The organism is Pedobacter sp. GR22-10 (genome assembly GCF_026239715.1).
In the GTDB taxonomy this organism is placed as follows: Bacteria; Bacteroidota; Bacteroidia; order Sphingobacteriales; family Sphingobacteriaceae; genus Pedobacter.
The window spans coordinates 456,327-472,307 of record NZ_JAPIVR010000002.1; the positions used below are offsets into that span (position 1 = coordinate 456,327).

The 15,981-nt window shown below is 38.1% G+C and carries 12 protein-coding genes and 1 tRNA gene; 1 reads left to right on the forward strand and 12 read right to left on the reverse strand.

The annotated features are described in order from the left end of the window. Positions 1-254: 254 nt before the first annotated feature. The 8 genes from OQX64_RS09370 to OQX64_RS09405 form a co-directional block, all read right to left on the reverse strand. Positions 255-1,118: an AMP nucleosidase gene (locus OQX64_RS09370; protein ID WP_172406571.1), complete on the reverse strand. Its 864-nt coding sequence runs from the start codon at positions 1,116-1,118 to the stop codon at positions 255-257. An 82-nt stretch (positions 1,119-1,200) separates the two neighbouring features. Continuing rightward, positions 1,201-2,472: an ATP-dependent Clp protease ATP-binding subunit ClpX gene (gene clpX / locus OQX64_RS09375; protein WP_371566952.1), complete on the reverse strand. Its 1,272-nt coding sequence runs from the start codon at positions 2,470-2,472 to the stop codon at positions 1,201-1,203. Then, the gene (gene clpP, locus OQX64_RS09380; RefSeq protein WP_088302766.1) at positions 2,426-3,133 is read right to left on the reverse strand and encodes an ATP-dependent Clp endopeptidase proteolytic subunit ClpP; all 708 of its coding nucleotides are present in this window, start codon (positions 3,131-3,133) and stop codon (positions 2,426-2,428) included. The genes clpX and clpP overlap by 47 nt, the downstream gene beginning before the upstream one ends. A gap of 63 nt (positions 3,134-3,196) precedes the next feature. After that, a complete protein-coding gene (locus OQX64_RS09385; RefSeq protein ID WP_265818569.1) occupies positions 3,197-3,556 on the reverse strand; it encodes a four helix bundle protein in 360 nt (119 codons plus the stop codon). A gap of 60 nt (positions 3,557-3,616) precedes the next feature. Beyond that, positions 3,617-4,966 carry a trigger factor gene (tig, locus tag OQX64_RS09390; protein ID WP_265818570.1) on the reverse strand — a complete coding sequence of 450 codons (1,350 nt, stop codon included), beginning with the start codon at positions 4,964-4,966 and terminating at the stop codon, positions 3,617-3,619. A 136-nt stretch (positions 4,967-5,102) separates the two neighbouring features. After that, a tRNA-Leu gene (locus tag OQX64_RS09395) sits at positions 5,103-5,184 on the reverse strand. Positions 5,185-5,506: 322 nt separating this feature from the next. Continuing rightward, a complete protein-coding gene (locus OQX64_RS09400; protein WP_265818571.1) occupies positions 5,507-5,809 on the reverse strand; it encodes a hypothetical protein in 303 nt (100 codons plus the stop codon). A 51-nt stretch (positions 5,810-5,860) separates the two neighbouring features. Further along, positions 5,861-6,661 (reverse strand): ABC transporter substrate-binding protein, encoded by an 801-nt coding sequence (locus tag OQX64_RS09405; RefSeq protein ID WP_265818572.1) that lies wholly within the window; start codon positions 6,659-6,661, stop codon positions 5,861-5,863. A gap of 140 nt (positions 6,662-6,801) precedes the next feature. On the opposite strand from OQX64_RS09405, the gene OQX64_RS09410 reads away from it, so the two are divergent. Further along, positions 6,802-7,848 carry an L-dopachrome tautomerase-related protein gene (locus OQX64_RS09410; protein ID WP_265818573.1) on the forward strand — a complete coding sequence of 349 codons (1,047 nt, stop codon included), beginning with the start codon at positions 6,802-6,804 and terminating at the stop codon, positions 7,846-7,848. On the opposite strand, the gene OQX64_RS09415 is transcribed toward OQX64_RS09410, so the two are convergent. The 4 genes from OQX64_RS09415 to OQX64_RS09430 all read right to left on the reverse strand — a co-directional run bounded on the left by OQX64_RS09415 (position 7,832) and on the right by OQX64_RS09430 (position 15,963). Beyond that, positions 7,832-8,527, reverse strand: a complete 696-nt coding sequence (locus OQX64_RS09415) for an ABC transporter ATP-binding protein (RefSeq protein WP_265818574.1) — start codon at positions 8,525-8,527, stop codon at positions 7,832-7,834. The genes OQX64_RS09410 and OQX64_RS09415 overlap by 17 nt on opposite strands. A 106-nt stretch (positions 8,528-8,633) precedes the next feature. After that, positions 8,634-11,039 carry an ABC transporter permease gene (locus OQX64_RS09420; protein WP_265818575.1) on the reverse strand — a complete coding sequence of 802 codons (2,406 nt, stop codon included), beginning with the start codon at positions 11,037-11,039 and terminating at the stop codon, positions 8,634-8,636. A 68-nt stretch (positions 11,040-11,107) separates the two neighbouring features. Then, positions 11,108-13,498, reverse strand: coding sequence for an ABC transporter permease (locus OQX64_RS09425; protein WP_265818576.1), 2,391 nt, complete (start codon positions 13,496-13,498; stop codon positions 11,108-11,110). Between the two features lie 83 nt (positions 13,499-13,581). Beyond that, entirely contained in the window at positions 13,582-15,963 is a 2,382-nt protein-coding gene (locus OQX64_RS09430) for an ABC transporter permease (RefSeq protein WP_265818577.1), read from the reverse strand. Between the last annotated feature and the right edge of the window lie 18 nt (positions 15,964-15,981).

The following is a 15,981-nucleotide window of genomic DNA, read 5'->3' on the forward strand; positions in this document are numbered from 1 at the left end:
AACCGATAGATGGAATAAGATTGCTTAGCCGTTTATCCTCGCAAGAATAACCTTTCACTTATTGTGTTTAAGCAGGAAACATTTTTTAGTAAATTGCACCTTGTTGGATGACGCATAGACTGAGCATAAATACACCTGCTCTGGATTCAGTATCTGTTATGCGCATAAAAAAAGACCAGCATTTGCTGATCTGTGAATAGGAATAACTTACTATAATTTGAAGATTGTTTCGTTCCTTGCAATAACGATGAGGATTAAAACAACAAATGTTTAACCGTTAAGCCATTATTGATTAATTGTTTAAGCGAATCGATTCCAATTCTTAGGTGCGTCTCCACATATTTCTCCGTAACACTGCTATCGCTTTCAGCTGTTTTTACACCTTCAGGAATCATGGGTTGATCTGAAACCAGTAATAATGCACCTGCAGGTATTTTATTGGCAAAAGCGGTGGTAAATACAGTAGCAGTTTCCATGTCTACGGCCATGGCCCGTAATGTTTTCAGGTATTTTTTAAATTCCTTATCATGCTCCCAAACCCTGCGGTTAGTGGTATAACAAGTTCCGGTCCAGTAATCTCTTCCATGATCACGAATGGTAGTAGAAATGGCTTTCTGTAAGGCGAAGGCTGGCAATGCCGGCACCTCAGCAGGAAGATAATCATTTGATGTTCCTTCTCCCCTGATGGCCGCAATTGGCAGAATTAAATCACCCAGTTGATTTTTCTTTTTCAAGCCACCACATTTACCCAAAAACAAAACAGCCTTAGGCATAATCGCAGTCAACAGATCCATCATGGTTGCCGCCAGCGGACTACCCATTCCGAAATTGATAATGGTAATTCCATTTGCGGTTACGCTCTGCATTGGTTTATCTAAACCCATAATCGGCGCATTGTCATTCCATTCGGAAAACATACTCACATACTTGCTAAAATTGGTAAGCAGGATATAATCACCAAACTGATCTAACGGGCGACCGGTATAACGGGGGAGCCAGTTTTTAACAATTTCATCCTTGGATTTTAGGCCAGATTTAACCGGACTTTCTACTTCCTTTACTTTTTTTGATTTCCCTACAATGGCTTCGTCTTTTTTTACGTCTTTTTCTTCATTCATAACCTTAAGTTTAGCGCCGAGCGCCGGGCGCTAAGCGTATTTACAAAAAATCCCCCCGATTTCGCGAGAGGATTTGATTTTTTTATGCGGCCTGCAACTTTTTAAAGTCTGCCTTTTCAAATTTTTCTATCGCATAATCGAGATTAATATGCAACTCCTTAACATCCGTTTGTGTTGGTGTATCAAACATGGCATCCAGCATAATCGCTTCGCAAATTGACCTTAACCCACGTGCACCCAGTTTATATTCCATTGCCTTATCCACAATAAAATCAAGTACATCATCTTCGAACACTAAATCTACTTCTTCATATGCAAAAAGCTTCACATATTGCTTAATTAAAGAATTTTTAGGCGCGGTTAAAATATTACGCAAAGATTCTTTATCCAAAGGATTTAAGTGAGACAGCACCGGAATACGTCCAATCAGCTCCGGGATTAAACCAAAAGATTTCAAATCCTGTGGTGTAATATACTTATAAAGATTTTTAAGATCCAGAACGGTTTCATCTTTCTTTACTTTGTACCCTACTGCCTGCGTGCGTAAACGATTGGCGATTTTGCGCTCAATACCATCAAATGCTCCGCCACAAATAAATAAGATGTTATTGGTATTTACAGGAATCATCTTTTGATCCGGATGTTTACGTCCGCCCTGAGGTGGCACATTCACCACCGTTCCTTCTAAAATTTTCAGTAATGCCTGTTGCACACCTTCACCAGATACATCACGGGTGATGGAGGGGTTATCGCTCTTACGGGCAACCTTGTCCACTTCATCAATATAAACAATTCCACGCTCTGCAGCAGCAACATCATAATCAGCAGCTTGCAGTAACCGGGTTAAGATACTTTCAACATCCTCACCAACGTAACCTGCTTCTGTTAAAACAGTGGCATCACAGATACAAAAAGGCACATGTAAAATTTTAGCAATGGTTTTAGCTAAAAGTGTTTTACCTGTTCCGGTTTCGCCCACCAACATGATATTTGATTTTTCAATCTCAATCTCGTCTTCTTTATCAACCTTCTGATTTAAACGCTTGTAGTGATTGTACACCGCAACCGACAATACCTTTTTAGCATCATCCTGACCAATGACATACTGATCAAGGTGTTGCTTAATTTCAAGAGGCTTTAATAAATTAATAGCCTCCTGAATATTTTTTGTCCCTTTGGTTCCTAATTCCTGAGCAAGCAACTGATTGGCCTGGGTAACGCATTTATCACAGATAAACGCATCCATGCCTTCAATTAACATTAACGTTTCATGCTTGCCAGAATGGCAGAATGAGCAACGGGATTCTTTATTTTGTTTCGCCATCTTTTTTCGCGTTTCTCGATAACACTTCATCAACCATACCAAATCCTTTTGCCTCGTCAGCTGTCATCCAGTAATCACGATCTGAAGCTTTCTCTACCCAATCGTAAGTTTGACCAGAGTGCTCTGAAATAATATCGTATAATTCTTTTTTCAATTTTAACATTTCTCTCAAATTGATCTCCATATCAGATGCCACACCCTGTGCGCCGCCTGATGGTTGGTGAATCATTACTCTTGAGTGTGGTAAAGCAGCGCGCTTTCCTTTAGCACCAGCAACCAGTAATACTGCTCCCATTGATGCGGCCATACCTGTACAAATGGTAGCCACATCCGGCTGAATGTACTGCATGGTATCATAAATACCCAAACCGGCATATACTGAACCACCCGGAGAATTAATATAAATCTGAATATCACGCTCTGCATCTGTAGATTGTAAAAACAACAGTTGCGCCTGGATGATATTCGCATTATGATCATGAATGGCATCACCTAAAAAGATAATACGATCCATCATTAACCTCGAGAATACATCCATCTGAGCCACATTTAACTGACGCTCTTCAATAATGTATGGCGTCATATTCTGTGGGTTCAGATTGGCCTGTGCAATAAATTTATCTACGTGTAAACCGCCAATTCCCTGATGTTTAACGGCAAATTTTCTGAATTCTTGTGAATCTATGTTCATAATCTTGTCTTGCGTTTGGAGTTTGGCGTTAAGCGTCTGAATAACGAGAGCCAAACCGGATTATTATTTTAATAAATATTTCCTGAAGTTTGTTAATTTCCGTGCCAATTTATCTAATTCTTCCAGATAATAAAGCAGTTCTGTGTCAGAAATATATTTTCTTCTTTCCAATACTACCAAAATATTTGCATTTTCGAAAGCAGATCGATGCGCAATATTCAGATAATGAGCAAATTCCTTGTTTGAAACAGATCCGGAACCCTCTGCAATATTATTAGATATGCTAAGAGCAGCCCCATTGAGCTGCTCTGCAAATCTATATTTTTTATCTACTGACAATCGGTCAGCAATATCAAGAAGTTTATCGGTTAATGCCATTGACAACTGCCAAACTTCGAGCGATTGAAATTTAAATTGAGCCATTACTAAATATAAGAATAGTTCAGGCAATTTAAAAGCTCCTTACGGTCACCACCAAACACCCTACTGTTTATCTAACTCCACAAACTTATCGTAATCAATATCCTTTTGCTCAAGCGTAACGATAGATTTAATTTGTTCGAAAGTTTTTAATGCTTTTACTTCTTCGAAAACACGGTTAGCATTTTCTTTTTCCTGTAAGAATTGAACAGCGTATTGCGCCAGCTGATCTTCCGGAAGCGGAGCCGGGCTGTACATTCTGAATTGTGCATCCAGTTTTGCTTTAGCAGCCTGAACCACATCTTCATATTTAATTTCGATGCTGTTATCTTTAATGATTTTATTTTCAATCAACGTCCATTTCAGGTTTTTAGCAAAATCATCATAACCTTCCGCTAATTCTTCATCCGTTAATTTTTCGTTTGTGGCTTTTAACCAGCGACGTAAAAATTCATCAGGTAATTCAAAAGTATGTTTTTTCAACAGGTCTTCATAAATATCGTTAGATAACTTACGTTCTGCATCCTGTTTAAACATGCCTTCTACTTCTTCTGCAATTTTTGCCCTGAAAGCAGCTTCATCAGTTACAGCACCATCCGGAAAAATTTTATTGTAAAACTCCTGGTTTAAATCAGACTCTTCTAAACGGTTCACATTCTTAACCGTTAATTGGAAATCAGATTTTAAATCAGCAGCATCTTCTTCAGAGATATTTAATGCTTTTGCAACCGCAGCTTGATCATCAAGTGCTTTTGTTAAGTTAATGACTACCACATCGTCCTTTTTCAAACCAACTAAGGTTTTCAAAATCGCCTCATCTTTAATTAAATCTAAACGAAGCGTTGCACTATTTGCAATGCCACCTTCGAAAACAGCACCATCTGCACCTAATTGCACCAGTTCAGCGTATAATACATCACCTTCGGCTGAAACCTCCGGATTGGTCATTTTGCCATAACTGCGACGGATATTTTTAACACGCTCTTCTAAAGTTTTTTCGTCAGCCTTAATCACATATTCTGTGTATTTATCTTTTGAAGATACATTTACATCAAAGGCAGGTGCTAAACCCAGCTCATAATCGAACTCAAATTCGTCTGTATTATCCCATTTAAATTCACGCTCATTTTCCAACTGCGGCAACGGCTGACCCAAAATTTCTAATTTTTGTTCAGCGATGTAATTAGACAAAGTGTCATTTAAAAGGTTATTCACTTCTTCAACCAGAATACTTTTGCCATACATTTTTTTAATGTGGGCAGGCGGAACCATTCCTTTACGGAAACCTGGTAATTGTGCTTTTTTAGCCTGGTCTTTAATGGCTTTTTCTACTTTGGTACTATAATCAGCAGGTGCGATCTTGATTTTTACAACAGCATTTAAGTTGCCGGTTTTTTCCTGTGTAATATTCATTTTTTGAGATATGAGTATTGAGAAGTGAGATGTGAGACAAGCTTAATGTTCGCAAATCACCCCCGTTGTTATTAATCAATGTTTTAAAAAACAAAACCGTTCCGATGTTTAAATCGGAACGGCCTTGATCTTGTTGTGCGGAAGAAGGGACTCGAACCCCCACGCCGTGAAGCGCCAGATCCTAAGTCTGGTGCGGCTACCAATTACGCCACTTCCGCAGTTAGGATGTTGTAAGGACTGCAAAGATAGAAACAAGATTGAATATTCAAAAGGTATCGCATAAAAATCTTCAATTATATTTAGTCAAAAACGCTAAGTATTTAATTTTGAGGGAGAAAAATTTTATTTAAAATTTATTAGAAAAGCAGTTTCAGTGCTAATCGGTTTCGGTAGTCCCGCTTTTTGCTGCAAGCCCGGTAGAAAAAACCGGGGCTTTTCGCGACAATCGGGTTTAGTAAACTAACATTCCTGCTGATCACGCCGTACTAATGCATAAAATTAATGACATCAGCAGCAAAGTTGGCCAGCAGGAATAGTACTCTAAAACTTAATTAAAGTCACATCTAACAATTCAGGCCCACCATCAACAGGATAACCTTTCACCTTATTGCCTTTCACCGTCACCTTTCTGTTCATGTACTGATCAAGGTTAATGGAGCCGCTTTTCAACGCATAGGTCTTATTTGGAGTGGTAAGCAAATGTGTACCATATTGAAAGGTTGTTATGCCAATTTTTTCAATGGTTCCGGTCGCTGTTGCACGATTTGCCGTATTTGAATCTTTAAAAGAGGTACAGCCGGAAAAAATGGCTATAAATAGTGATAATACAAGTATTTTTTTCATAATTACGGATATAACGAGGTAAATCTTAATAATGCGACAATTTAAAAAATGCTACCCATAAAGTTCTTTCTGAAACTCAAAAAAATATTGAACGGCCTTTACCAAACGGCTGCCATACCAGCTAAACATTTCACCATCAACCAGCATGATCCTGACATCTGGAACAGCAGCCTGGATTTCATCAATATGCTTTGAACCAAACGGATAGGGCTCTGATGAAAGCAGGATCAGGTCGCAGTTTAACGTGCGCAGTTCCTCAAGTGTAATTTCCGGATAGCGGTCTTCTTTTATTACATTGGTCATCCCGTTCAGCGACAAAATGTGATTAATAAAAGTATTTTTTCCGGCCGCCATAAAAGGTTTCCGCCAGATCAGATAGGCCACTTTTTTGTCGATCTTATTTTGCAACGCAAGGCTTTGCAAATCTCTGAAACCAGCAGTAATCAGGTGATTCAGGTAACCAGCTTCCGGCTCCCGATCAACCAATGCTCCGATTTGAGTAATGGTTTCCAAGGCATCTTCCAATGTAAAAATATCACTCATCCACACCGGGAAATCTATCGCCAATTCTTCAATATCACTTTGCGCGTTTTCCTCCTTATTGCCAATGATTAAATCCGGTTTCAACGCCCTAATTAAATCTATCTGTAATTTTTTGGTGCCTCCCACTTTAGTTCGTTCCGCAAATTTTTCAATCGGATGAATACAAAACTTCGTCAAACCAATTATCTCCAGGTCTAACCCCAAATCGAAGAGGAGCTCAGTTTGCGAGGGTACAATAGAAATAATTCTTTTTGGTGGAAAATTAATGGTGATCTCCTTCCCCATCTGGTCTGTAAAAGATTTCTGCATAAAACAAAGATAACTTAACCGGGTGAAAAACATTCTGCTTTAGTTTAAGGTTATTTAAGAGTGACCTGGCGAATTCATTCATGAAAAAATACACCCCCCCTATACTGTTCTTTATCAGCATTTTATTTAACACCAAAATAATGGCTCAGGAATCTACACTTATGGAAGTGGCTTCCTTTGGAAAATATCAGCCTATCGGGGTGACTGTCTCCGCCAAAACCAACCGACTGTTTGTGTCATTTCCAAAGCGGGAGCCATATTTATATGGTTTAACAGAAATCGTTGACGGCGAAAGAAAGCCTTTTCCGGATGAGGAATGGAATAAAACTGATACCATCAATACGAGAAACCATTTTGTCAGCGTACAGGATTTATATGCTGATGAAAAGAATTTCTTATGGGTCCTGGATTCCAGGCCAGGAGGCAGTGCATCTATTTTCGGGAGTGATCAGGCTCAAAAGAAAGAAGGCCACTTTAAATTATTACAAATTAACCTGGCAGACAACAAAGTAGTAAATGTTTACCATTTTGACGATTTACCAAAAGATAAAAGCGCACTGAATGATATCGTCGTTGATCACGACAAACAACTGGCTTATTTATCAGATCCGGGTTTAAGTGCGATTGTAGTATTAGATTTGAAAACCGGAAAATCAAGAACAGTACTTCAAAAGGATACAGCTACATTAGCTAATCCAGGCTTTATCCTTCATTTAGATAATCGTGATGTGGTGGATCATGCAGGCAAACCCTTCACTTCCAATGTAAATGGGATAGCTTTAACACATGACAATCAATATTTTTATTTCAGGGCCATTAATCAAACTAAACTGTACCGAATTAAAACGGAATATTTGGCAGATACCAGGTTAAGTGAAACACAGATTTCTGAAGGGGTAGAAATGGTGGCTGAAACCGGTGTTTGTCATGGCATGATTGCCGATAAAAAAGGAAATATTTACCTCAGTTCATCACCTGATTATTCGGTTAAATATGTGAGCCCGGACGGAAAGCTGCATACCTTAGTAACCGATAAAAGGCTAAGCTGGCCAGATTCTTTCGGTATAGGTGATGACGGCTACCTGTACCTGAGTTGCTCGCAACTGAACCGGCAGGAAAAATACAATAAGGGCAAGGACAGAACAGACTATCCTTACCGGATATATAAAGTTAAACTGCCTGAATAGGCTTTACGGAAACGTCATCTTTTACCACACCATCAGCAATGTGCAAAATACGGCTACCATACGCTGCATTCTTTTCTGCATGGGTAACCTGGATAATGGTGATGCCATCTTCTTTATTTAATTTTTGAAAAAGCTGCATAATTTCTTCCGCCTGTGCCGACTGAAGGTTACCGGTTGGTTCATCAGCCAGAATAATGCCAGGTTGTGCGGCCAGTGCCCTGGCAATGCCCACCAGTTGCTGCTGCCCTCCGGAAAGCTGGTTTGGAAATAAGTCTTTTTTCGCAACAATATTAAAACGATCTAATAAATCGGCAATTCTGCTGGCTCTTTCCGCACTGCCAACCTTTTTATACAATAACGGGGCTTCAATATTTTCGTAAACGGTCATCTCATCAATTAAATGATAAGCCTGAAACACAAAACCGATATGATTACGGTAAAGTTCTATCCTTTTCCGCTCATTTAAAGTAGTTACATCTTCGCCAAGAAACTCATAAGTGCCGTAAGTAGGTTCTTCCAGCATCCCCAAAATATTCAGTAAAGTAGATTTTCCGGCACCGGATGGGCCCATGATGGAAACAAATTCACCCTGTTTAATACTGGTAGTGACGTGGCGCAATACATAGTGTTTAATGCCTTTGCTGGAATAGTATTTTTCAATGTTTTTAAGTTCGATCATTTTATTTTAGTATCAAGATTGTTTAAACAAGGTTAGAGGTTTAGGGGTTAGAAGCGATATGATGAAGAGACCTAAAGCACTTAGCCCCCTACTTAACCGCTTTGCGCTATTCGTATTTAAGTGACTTAACAGGATTAGCAATAGCAGCCTTTCTGGCTTGAATGCTTACGGTTAAAACGGCTATAACTACAGAGGTAATTGTGGCCATGATAAAGGGTAAAACCGGCATATCAATCCGATAAACAAATCCATCAAGCCATTTTTTAATTAAGATATAGGCTACAGGCCAGCTGATGAGGTTAGCTACCATAACTAAAATCAGAAAGGATTTATTAAGCAGATTAATGATTTGCATATTTGATGCGCCTAGTACCTTTCTTACGGCAATTTCTTTTGTTCTTCGTTTCGAAACAAAGGTAGATAAAGCAAATAAACCAGATAAAGAAAGAGAAACGGAAACAACACTGAATATAATCATCATATTCATAAAACGATTATTTTCTGCTAAACTATTGGTGAATGCGTGACTCAAAGATTCATAATTCATAGGGTAATTTGGATAATATTTTTTCCATACATCCTCAATTTTTCTGATAATACCCTCATATTGATCGGAGTTAAACCTAACCAGTAAATTTCCATTTGAACTCATTCCCCCCAGATAAGTCACCTTATAAATGGTCGGAATAATAGTTTTATCAAACGATTCTGCATGATAATCTTTAATCACACCAATGATTTGAAAAACATTTTCATAGGACCTGAATTGTTGTCCAACAACATTGCCCCCCAATGCCTTCGCTGCAGATTCATTAAGTACTACCGTATTTACAGTATCTTGTTTATAAAGTGATGAAAAAAGACGCCCCTGTAATGGCTTTATACCTAAGGCGGGGAATGCTTCCATGGTTACCGTAACCATATTTAAATCCAATTTTTTACCTTTAAAATTAATCTTGTCAGCATAGGCATAAGTGTTTCCGATGACTTGCGTGGTAGAGCCAACATATTGTACACCAGAAACCCTCCTGATCTCCTTTGCTATTTTCTCGTTATAGTTAGTACTGATATTGATCACACGGCTCTTATCAAAACCCAGGTCTTTTTGATTCATAAAGCTTACCTGCCTTTGCATAATTCCTATGGCAATAATCAATGTGACCGAAATCACGAATTGCAATACAATTAATAAGTTACGTAAGGCCAAACCTTTATGACTGTTAGAAAAAACTCCTTTTAATACCGTAGCAGGTTTGTAATTTGACAGCACCTTTGCCGGATAAAAGCCGGCCAGCAGGGTGATGATTAAGAATAATCCAAATAGCTGCAACAGTATAAAAAACAATTTCTGATTTGACCAGAAAGTAATATGTAAGTCGAGCTGCTCATTAAAAACGGGTAAAAATAATTCGATGAGCACGCCACAAATTAATAAAGCAAATAAACTTTGCAGTCCTGTTTCCATTAAAAATTGCTTCATCAGTAAGCCTTTATTGGAGCCAAGCACTTTCTTAACACCAACTTCCTTCGCCCTTTGAAAAGATTGTGCTGTAGCCAAGTTAATAAAGTTAATAATGGATATTAAGAGTAAAAAGGTCACGATCAGAGAAACAGGCTTTATCTTTTCTGTCCAGCCAGCGGTAAACGGCGGGTTTTGATGCGCTTCATTGATGGGCAACAGCTTACAATCTGGCACATTTCCAGATTTAAGATAATCTGCATACGAATTTTGGCCGTTGATAAATGTACTTTTAAGGTTATTGGTGTAAACTTTACGAATATTTTCATTTAGCTGATTCAGGTCAGCTTTGCTGAACAACCGGGCATAAATTTCTGTATACTTGTGAACAGATGGATGCTGATCATCTTTATCGAACATACCGGTACGAATAATACCGGAAAAATTAACACTTTGCGGCGTAACTGGCTCATCAACTACGCCTGTAATAGTAAAATCCGTTAGGGCATCACCTTCCCACCTTACTATGCTAATCGTTTTACCAATAACATCTTCTGTATCAAAAAGTCTTAATGCCACTTCTTTTTTTAAAACAATGCTCTTGGGTTTGTTGAGGGCAGTGATTCCATTGCCCTTTAAAAACCGGTATGGCATCACTTTAAAAAATGCCGAATCTGCATCGCGGATTCCCCTAACCATGAGCGATTTACGACCCTTAACCGTCAGGGCATAATTTTGATACCAATCATTTTCAACTTTTGTAATGGCACTGATTTGCGGAATGTTCTGTTTCAGCAATGCTGCAATTCTACTTTCATTTGACGTTTGCCAATATTGTCTGTTATCTGGCGAACTGTATGTATGATATGCCCTTACCTGATAAACATCCTTCAAATCTGGCGACCATGTATCATAACTTTCCTCATAATTAACATATAACAGCAGCAAGACGAAGGCAGTTAACCCAATGGCCAAGCCTGAGATGTTAATGAAAGCGTATAACTTATTTTTCCAGAGGTTACGCCAGGCAATTTTTAGATTGAGTTTGAACATATTGGTATCAAGTATTTATTATCAAGTATCAGGACAATAGCAAATGCTTAGTCTTTGGTCTTTTAGCTTTATTCGTATTTAAGTGCATCAATCGTATTGGAAACAGCTGCTTTATAGGAGCGGATGCTCACGGTTATTAAAGTTATTGTCATAGATATGACCATTGCCAAAATGAATGGCCAGATGCTGATATCAATACGATAAGCGAAGCCGGAAAGCCATTTGAAAACGAATAAATACGCCAGCGGCCAGGCTACGAGATTTGCGATAAAAACCATTATAAGGAATGACCCGTTTAACATTTTCACCAATTCTATGGTTGAGGCGCCTAAAACTTTTCTGATGGCCACTTCTTTGGTTCGTTGTGTTGCGACGAAAGAAATTAATCCAAATAAACCTATGAAGGAAATGAAGATGATTATGCCTGCAAATACCTTGAATAAAAACCCCGTTACTTTTTCGTTTTCATAGTAATTGTTTATCCGGTCATTAACAAAAAAGGAATAATAAACATGATCGGGAAAGGTGCTGTTCCATAATGATTCAATATTTTGCGTCGCAAGTTTAAGTTGCCTGGTATCCATTTTGATAGCGGCCCTGTAATACTGGTTTTTACCTGCAGCAATGGTGAGCCCTGAGATGCTTTCTTTTAATGACTTATCATTGAAATCTTTTACCACACCTACAATCGGGATATTCTGACCATTAGAGTTAATTAACTTGCCTATTGCATCCTGCGGATTTATAATATGCACTTTTTTAAGAAATGTTTCATTTACAACGTAACCGTTAGCCGTATCACTTTTTGAAAATACCTTTCCGGCTATAATTTTTAAGTTGAACAGTTTAAAGTAGTTTTCATCTGCCTTTATCCTTCGTACTTCAAAATCTTTATTTTTTATTCCGTTAAAAGTAAAATCAGAAGAGTTTACATTTTGCGATAAGGGTGGGTCCTGGCAAAAACTGATCATTTCGACACCCGGTAATTTTGAAGCTTGCTCTTTAAAAGTATTTTGTTTGGTTAAACTCAAACTATCTGTAGGTATACTAATCATGACGACTTCGCTGGAATTAAAACCAAGAGGTTTTTGTTGTATATAATCCATTTGCTTCATTACCACTATTGTAGCGATGATCAGTATAATAGAAATTGAAAACTGTACAATGACCAAAATTTTACGAAGACTCAATCCTCCGCTGTTTAATGCAGCCTTGTTTTTAATGGCTAATGCAGGTTGAAATCCCGACATAATCAGTGCCGGATAAAAACCTGCTAAAAAACCAACCAATATGACCAATACAACCATAAATAGAAATATGACCGGATGCTGGAATAATCCTATAGGGATACTTACTTTGAATAAATTTTGCAGATGAGGAATGCCCAGTTCTGCCAGTACACATGCTATCAACATTGCAATAAGGGTAACCATAAAGGTCTCCAGAAGAAATTGTAAAACCAGCTGCCTCCGCATACCGCCCATTACTTTTCTTACACCAACCTCTTTCGCCCGGTTAATGGCTTGTGCCGTACTTAAATTAATAAAGTTAATGCAAGCTGTAATAACCAGAAAAAGCCCAATGATCACCAAACCATAAATTTCTGTTCGGCCGATTGATGTATCGGAAAAATTATCATACAATTCACTAAAATGAATTTCTTTTAATGCCTGAAGCTTATTTTCCTGATTGCCTGCAATCTTTTTATCTGCATAATGATTTTTGTTAAACTGATTCATAGCAACAGTCATATCTGCTGCTGTCAAACCTTTCTGAAGCAAAACATAGAACTCATTGCCAGAACTTACACAATCCCAGCAATTATCATCTTTATCCGGAAAACTTTGATAGGCAACTACAATTTTTAAAGGAAAACTGCTGTTTTTGGGCATATCTTTGAAAACGCCGTTTACTTTACAGATATTTTTAGTCCCAAGTAAAAGACTTTTGCCCATAGCATTCTGAGCATTACCAAAATATTTTTTCGCGCTTGTTTCAGATAGCACAACAGTATTTGGTTGACCTAATGCCTGAGTTGGATGACCAAAAATCCAGTTAATACCAAAAATCTCAAAGAAGTCTGGCTCCGCATAATATACATCTTCATCGCTTTTTATGATATCTCTTCCTTTCCGATCCTGAACGCGGACAATACTACCTCTTCTTACGATCGCTGCTGTTTTTTCTAATCCTGGAATTTCATCTTTTGCCACTTTTGCCACTGGTATGGGAACACCAGCAGAATAATCATCAAATGCCTCATATTTCCAATCGGTTACAAATCTGAAAATACGGTTTTCATTCTTAAAGTCTTCATCAAAACTTAATTGGTAACGGATAAATAAAAAAATAAGAATACAACTGGCCATCCCTATCGAAAGACCGATCACATTAATAAATGTATAGCCCTTATTCTTCCAAAGATTTCGCAAAGCGATTTTTAGGTTTAGTTTGAACATATTTTTAAGGTTGATGGTTGAAAGGTTAGAGGTTTGATGCACTTAAGGCTTCCACCTCCAAACCTTCTGCCTTTCAGCCATTTTTATTCATATTTAAGGGCATCTACCGCATTGGCTTTGGCTACTTTAAACGTTTGCAGACTCACCGTCAAAACAGCGATTATAATCGATGTTAAAAGTGCCAGTACAAATGGCCAGGGATTAATGGCGATTTTATAATCATATTTTTCAAGCCATTTACTAACTGAAACATAGGCTACCGGAATAGCAATAATGTTAGCGATAATAACCAGCTTCATAAAGTCTTTATTCAGCAGCATTAAAATATCTGATAAATTGGCACCCAAAACTTTGCGGATACTGATCTCCTTGCTTCTTTGCTCTGCCATGTAAAGCGCTAATCCTAATAAACCAAGGCAAGAGATGAAAATGGCAAAACCACCGAAAATATTCGAAAGTACGCTTAGTAATTTTTCACTACGTAGTTTTTCAGCCATGCCCTCGCTTACCAATTTAATTTCCGCCGGGTAAGCGGGATTGATCTGCTGACTCACCTGTTTAATGATATCTATTGATGCTGTTAGAGACTGCTTTGTATTTAATTTTAATAATAAAGACTTGCTATTTTTGATGTTGTAATAATAAACCGTTGGTGATACCTTGGCACCTAAAGATTCATTGAAAAAATCTTGCACCACGCCAACCACTTTAAGTGGTGGATTGTCTCCCCAGTGAAGTATAGCACCAATTGGATTTTTCAATTCCATCAACTTAACAGCCTGCTGGTTAAGTATGAGCGAAGTAGAGGTATCAGCAGGAAATTTGGGAGAGAAATCTCGTCCGGCAACAATTTTTACGCCGGCGGTATGGGCAAAATCAAATCCCGTACTTCTGTAACTCACAATAGAAACATCATTTTTTGCTTTTCCGGGCCATGAAAAATCGCCGGTTATGTTTCCACCCCTGGTAAAGGCACCTGCATATTCGCTTGCCGATTCTATTGCACCAGCTCGTTTAAGTTCATTCTTAAAAATCTCCAGTTTACCAGGTTTGGCAAACTCCCCTTCCAAGTCAATTTGAGCCAAAGCTGCCACATCAAATCCTAAAGGTTTATCCCGCATATATTGAATCTGATTGTAAACGACAATAGCCGAAATAATCATGCAAATTGATAAACTGAATTGTAAAACCACCAAAGTTTTACGGATAGATAGTGAACCTGCAGAACCTTTAAATCCTTTTAAAACCTTTACTGGAATAAAAGAAGAAAGATAAAATGCGGGGTAACTTCCTGCCAATAAGCCCGTAATGAAAACCATAGTGGAAAGCGTGATCCAAAAGGGAGCTGAACTATATTTTATGATGATTTTGATATCCAGTAAATTATTGAAGTAAGGCAGCAATACTTCCAACATCGTAAATGCAATGAGCATGGCAATGGATGAAAGCATGAACGATTCAATCATAAACTGTCCCATTATGGTATTTCTTGAAGAACCCAAAGCTTTACGCACTCCAACTTCACGTGCCCGTTTCTCTGAGCGTGCGGTAGAAAGGTTCATGTAATTTATACACGCTATTAAAAGCACGCAAAAAGCAAGAAATACAAATAGCCGCACCTGATCCATACGGCCACCTACAGATTTCCCATTCTCAAAATCATCATACAAGTGCATTTTAGCAAATGGAAAAAGGAATGGCTCATACGTCATTTTTTTTAATTCGGGCTCCTTATTCACGATAAAATGCTGCAACAATTGATTCGTTGCTTCTACCGATACATTATCCTTTAACTCGAAATAGGTAAAACATGTAATAGTGCCCCAGGGATTTTCTTTATCGCCGGGATTGAGCTGATCTAAAAATGACCATGGATGTAAGACATCAAATTGTATGGTTTGATTCTTTGGTAAATCTTCAATTACAGCACTGACTTTAAGCTCCTTTTTTCCGTCGTACGTGATTCTTTGCCCGATAGGATTTTGATTGCCAAATAGTTTTTTAGCCGTGCTTTCGTTGATAATCAATGAACCGGGTTCATTTAAAGCCGTATTGGCATCGCCATAAATAAAATGATAATCAAAAATTTTAATAAAATCAGGATCAACATACAATGAGGTGAGCTTGAAATTATCCTGGCCATGGCTGTACAGTTTTACATTATTTTCATTTGATGCCCTTGCACTTCGTTTAAAGCCGGGCAATTCTTCCATCGCAGCTTTCGACAGCTTATTTGGTATGGCCATGGTAGTGGCCAGTTTACCATTAATCTTCAGATTTAACCCTGTGATATAGATTTTATCAATGTTTTTAAACTGTTTATCATAACTCCATTCGTAGTTTACATAAAGCAACAACATCAAACAGCAGGCCATGCCAATGGCCAGTCCTCCGATATTTATTAAAGTGAAGCCTTTGTTTTTCCAAAGGTTTCGCAAAGCGATTTTTAAGTTTAATTTGAACATTTTTGTAGTTTTACGTGG

Coding starts and splice junctions, on each gene's coding strand:
- tig (WP_265818570.1), bottom strand. CDS start 4,966: ATGAATATTACACAGGAAAAAACCGGCAACTTAAATGCTGTTGTAAAA.
- OQX64_RS09430 (WP_265818577.1), bottom strand. CDS start 15,963: ATGTTCAAATTAAACTTAAAAATCGCTTTGCGAAACCTTTGGAAAAAC.
- clpX (WP_371566952.1), bottom strand. CDS start 2,472: ATGAAGTGTTATCGAGAAACGCGAAAAAAGATGGCGAAACAAAATAAA.
- OQX64_RS09405 (WP_265818572.1), bottom strand. CDS start 6,661: ATGCAGAAATCTTTTACAGACCAGATGGGGAAGGAGATCACCATTAAT.
- OQX64_RS09370 (WP_172406571.1), bottom strand. CDS start 1,118: ATGAATGAAGAAAAAGACGTAAAAAAAGACGAAGCCATTGTAGGGAAA.
- OQX64_RS09410 (WP_265818573.1), top strand. CDS start 6,802: ATGGCTCAGGAATCTACACTTATGGAAGTGGCTTCCTTTGGAAAATAT.
- OQX64_RS09400 (WP_265818571.1), bottom strand. CDS start 5,809: ATGAAAAAAATACTTGTATTATCACTATTTATAGCCATTTTTTCCGGC.
- OQX64_RS09425 (WP_265818576.1), bottom strand. CDS start 13,498: ATGTTCAAACTAAACCTAAAAATCGCTTTGCGAAATCTTTGGAAGAAT.
- OQX64_RS09385 (WP_265818569.1), bottom strand. CDS start 3,556: ATGGCTCAATTTAAATTTCAATCGCTCGAAGTTTGGCAGTTGTCAATG.
- OQX64_RS09420 (WP_265818575.1), bottom strand. CDS start 11,039: ATGTTCAAACTCAATCTAAAAATTGCCTGGCGTAACCTCTGGAAAAAT.
- clpP (WP_088302766.1), bottom strand. CDS start 3,133: ATGAACATAGATTCACAAGAATTCAGAAAATTTGCCGTTAAACATCAG.
- OQX64_RS09415 (WP_265818574.1), bottom strand. CDS start 8,527: ATGATCGAACTTAAAAACATTGAAAAATACTATTCCAGCAAAGGCATT.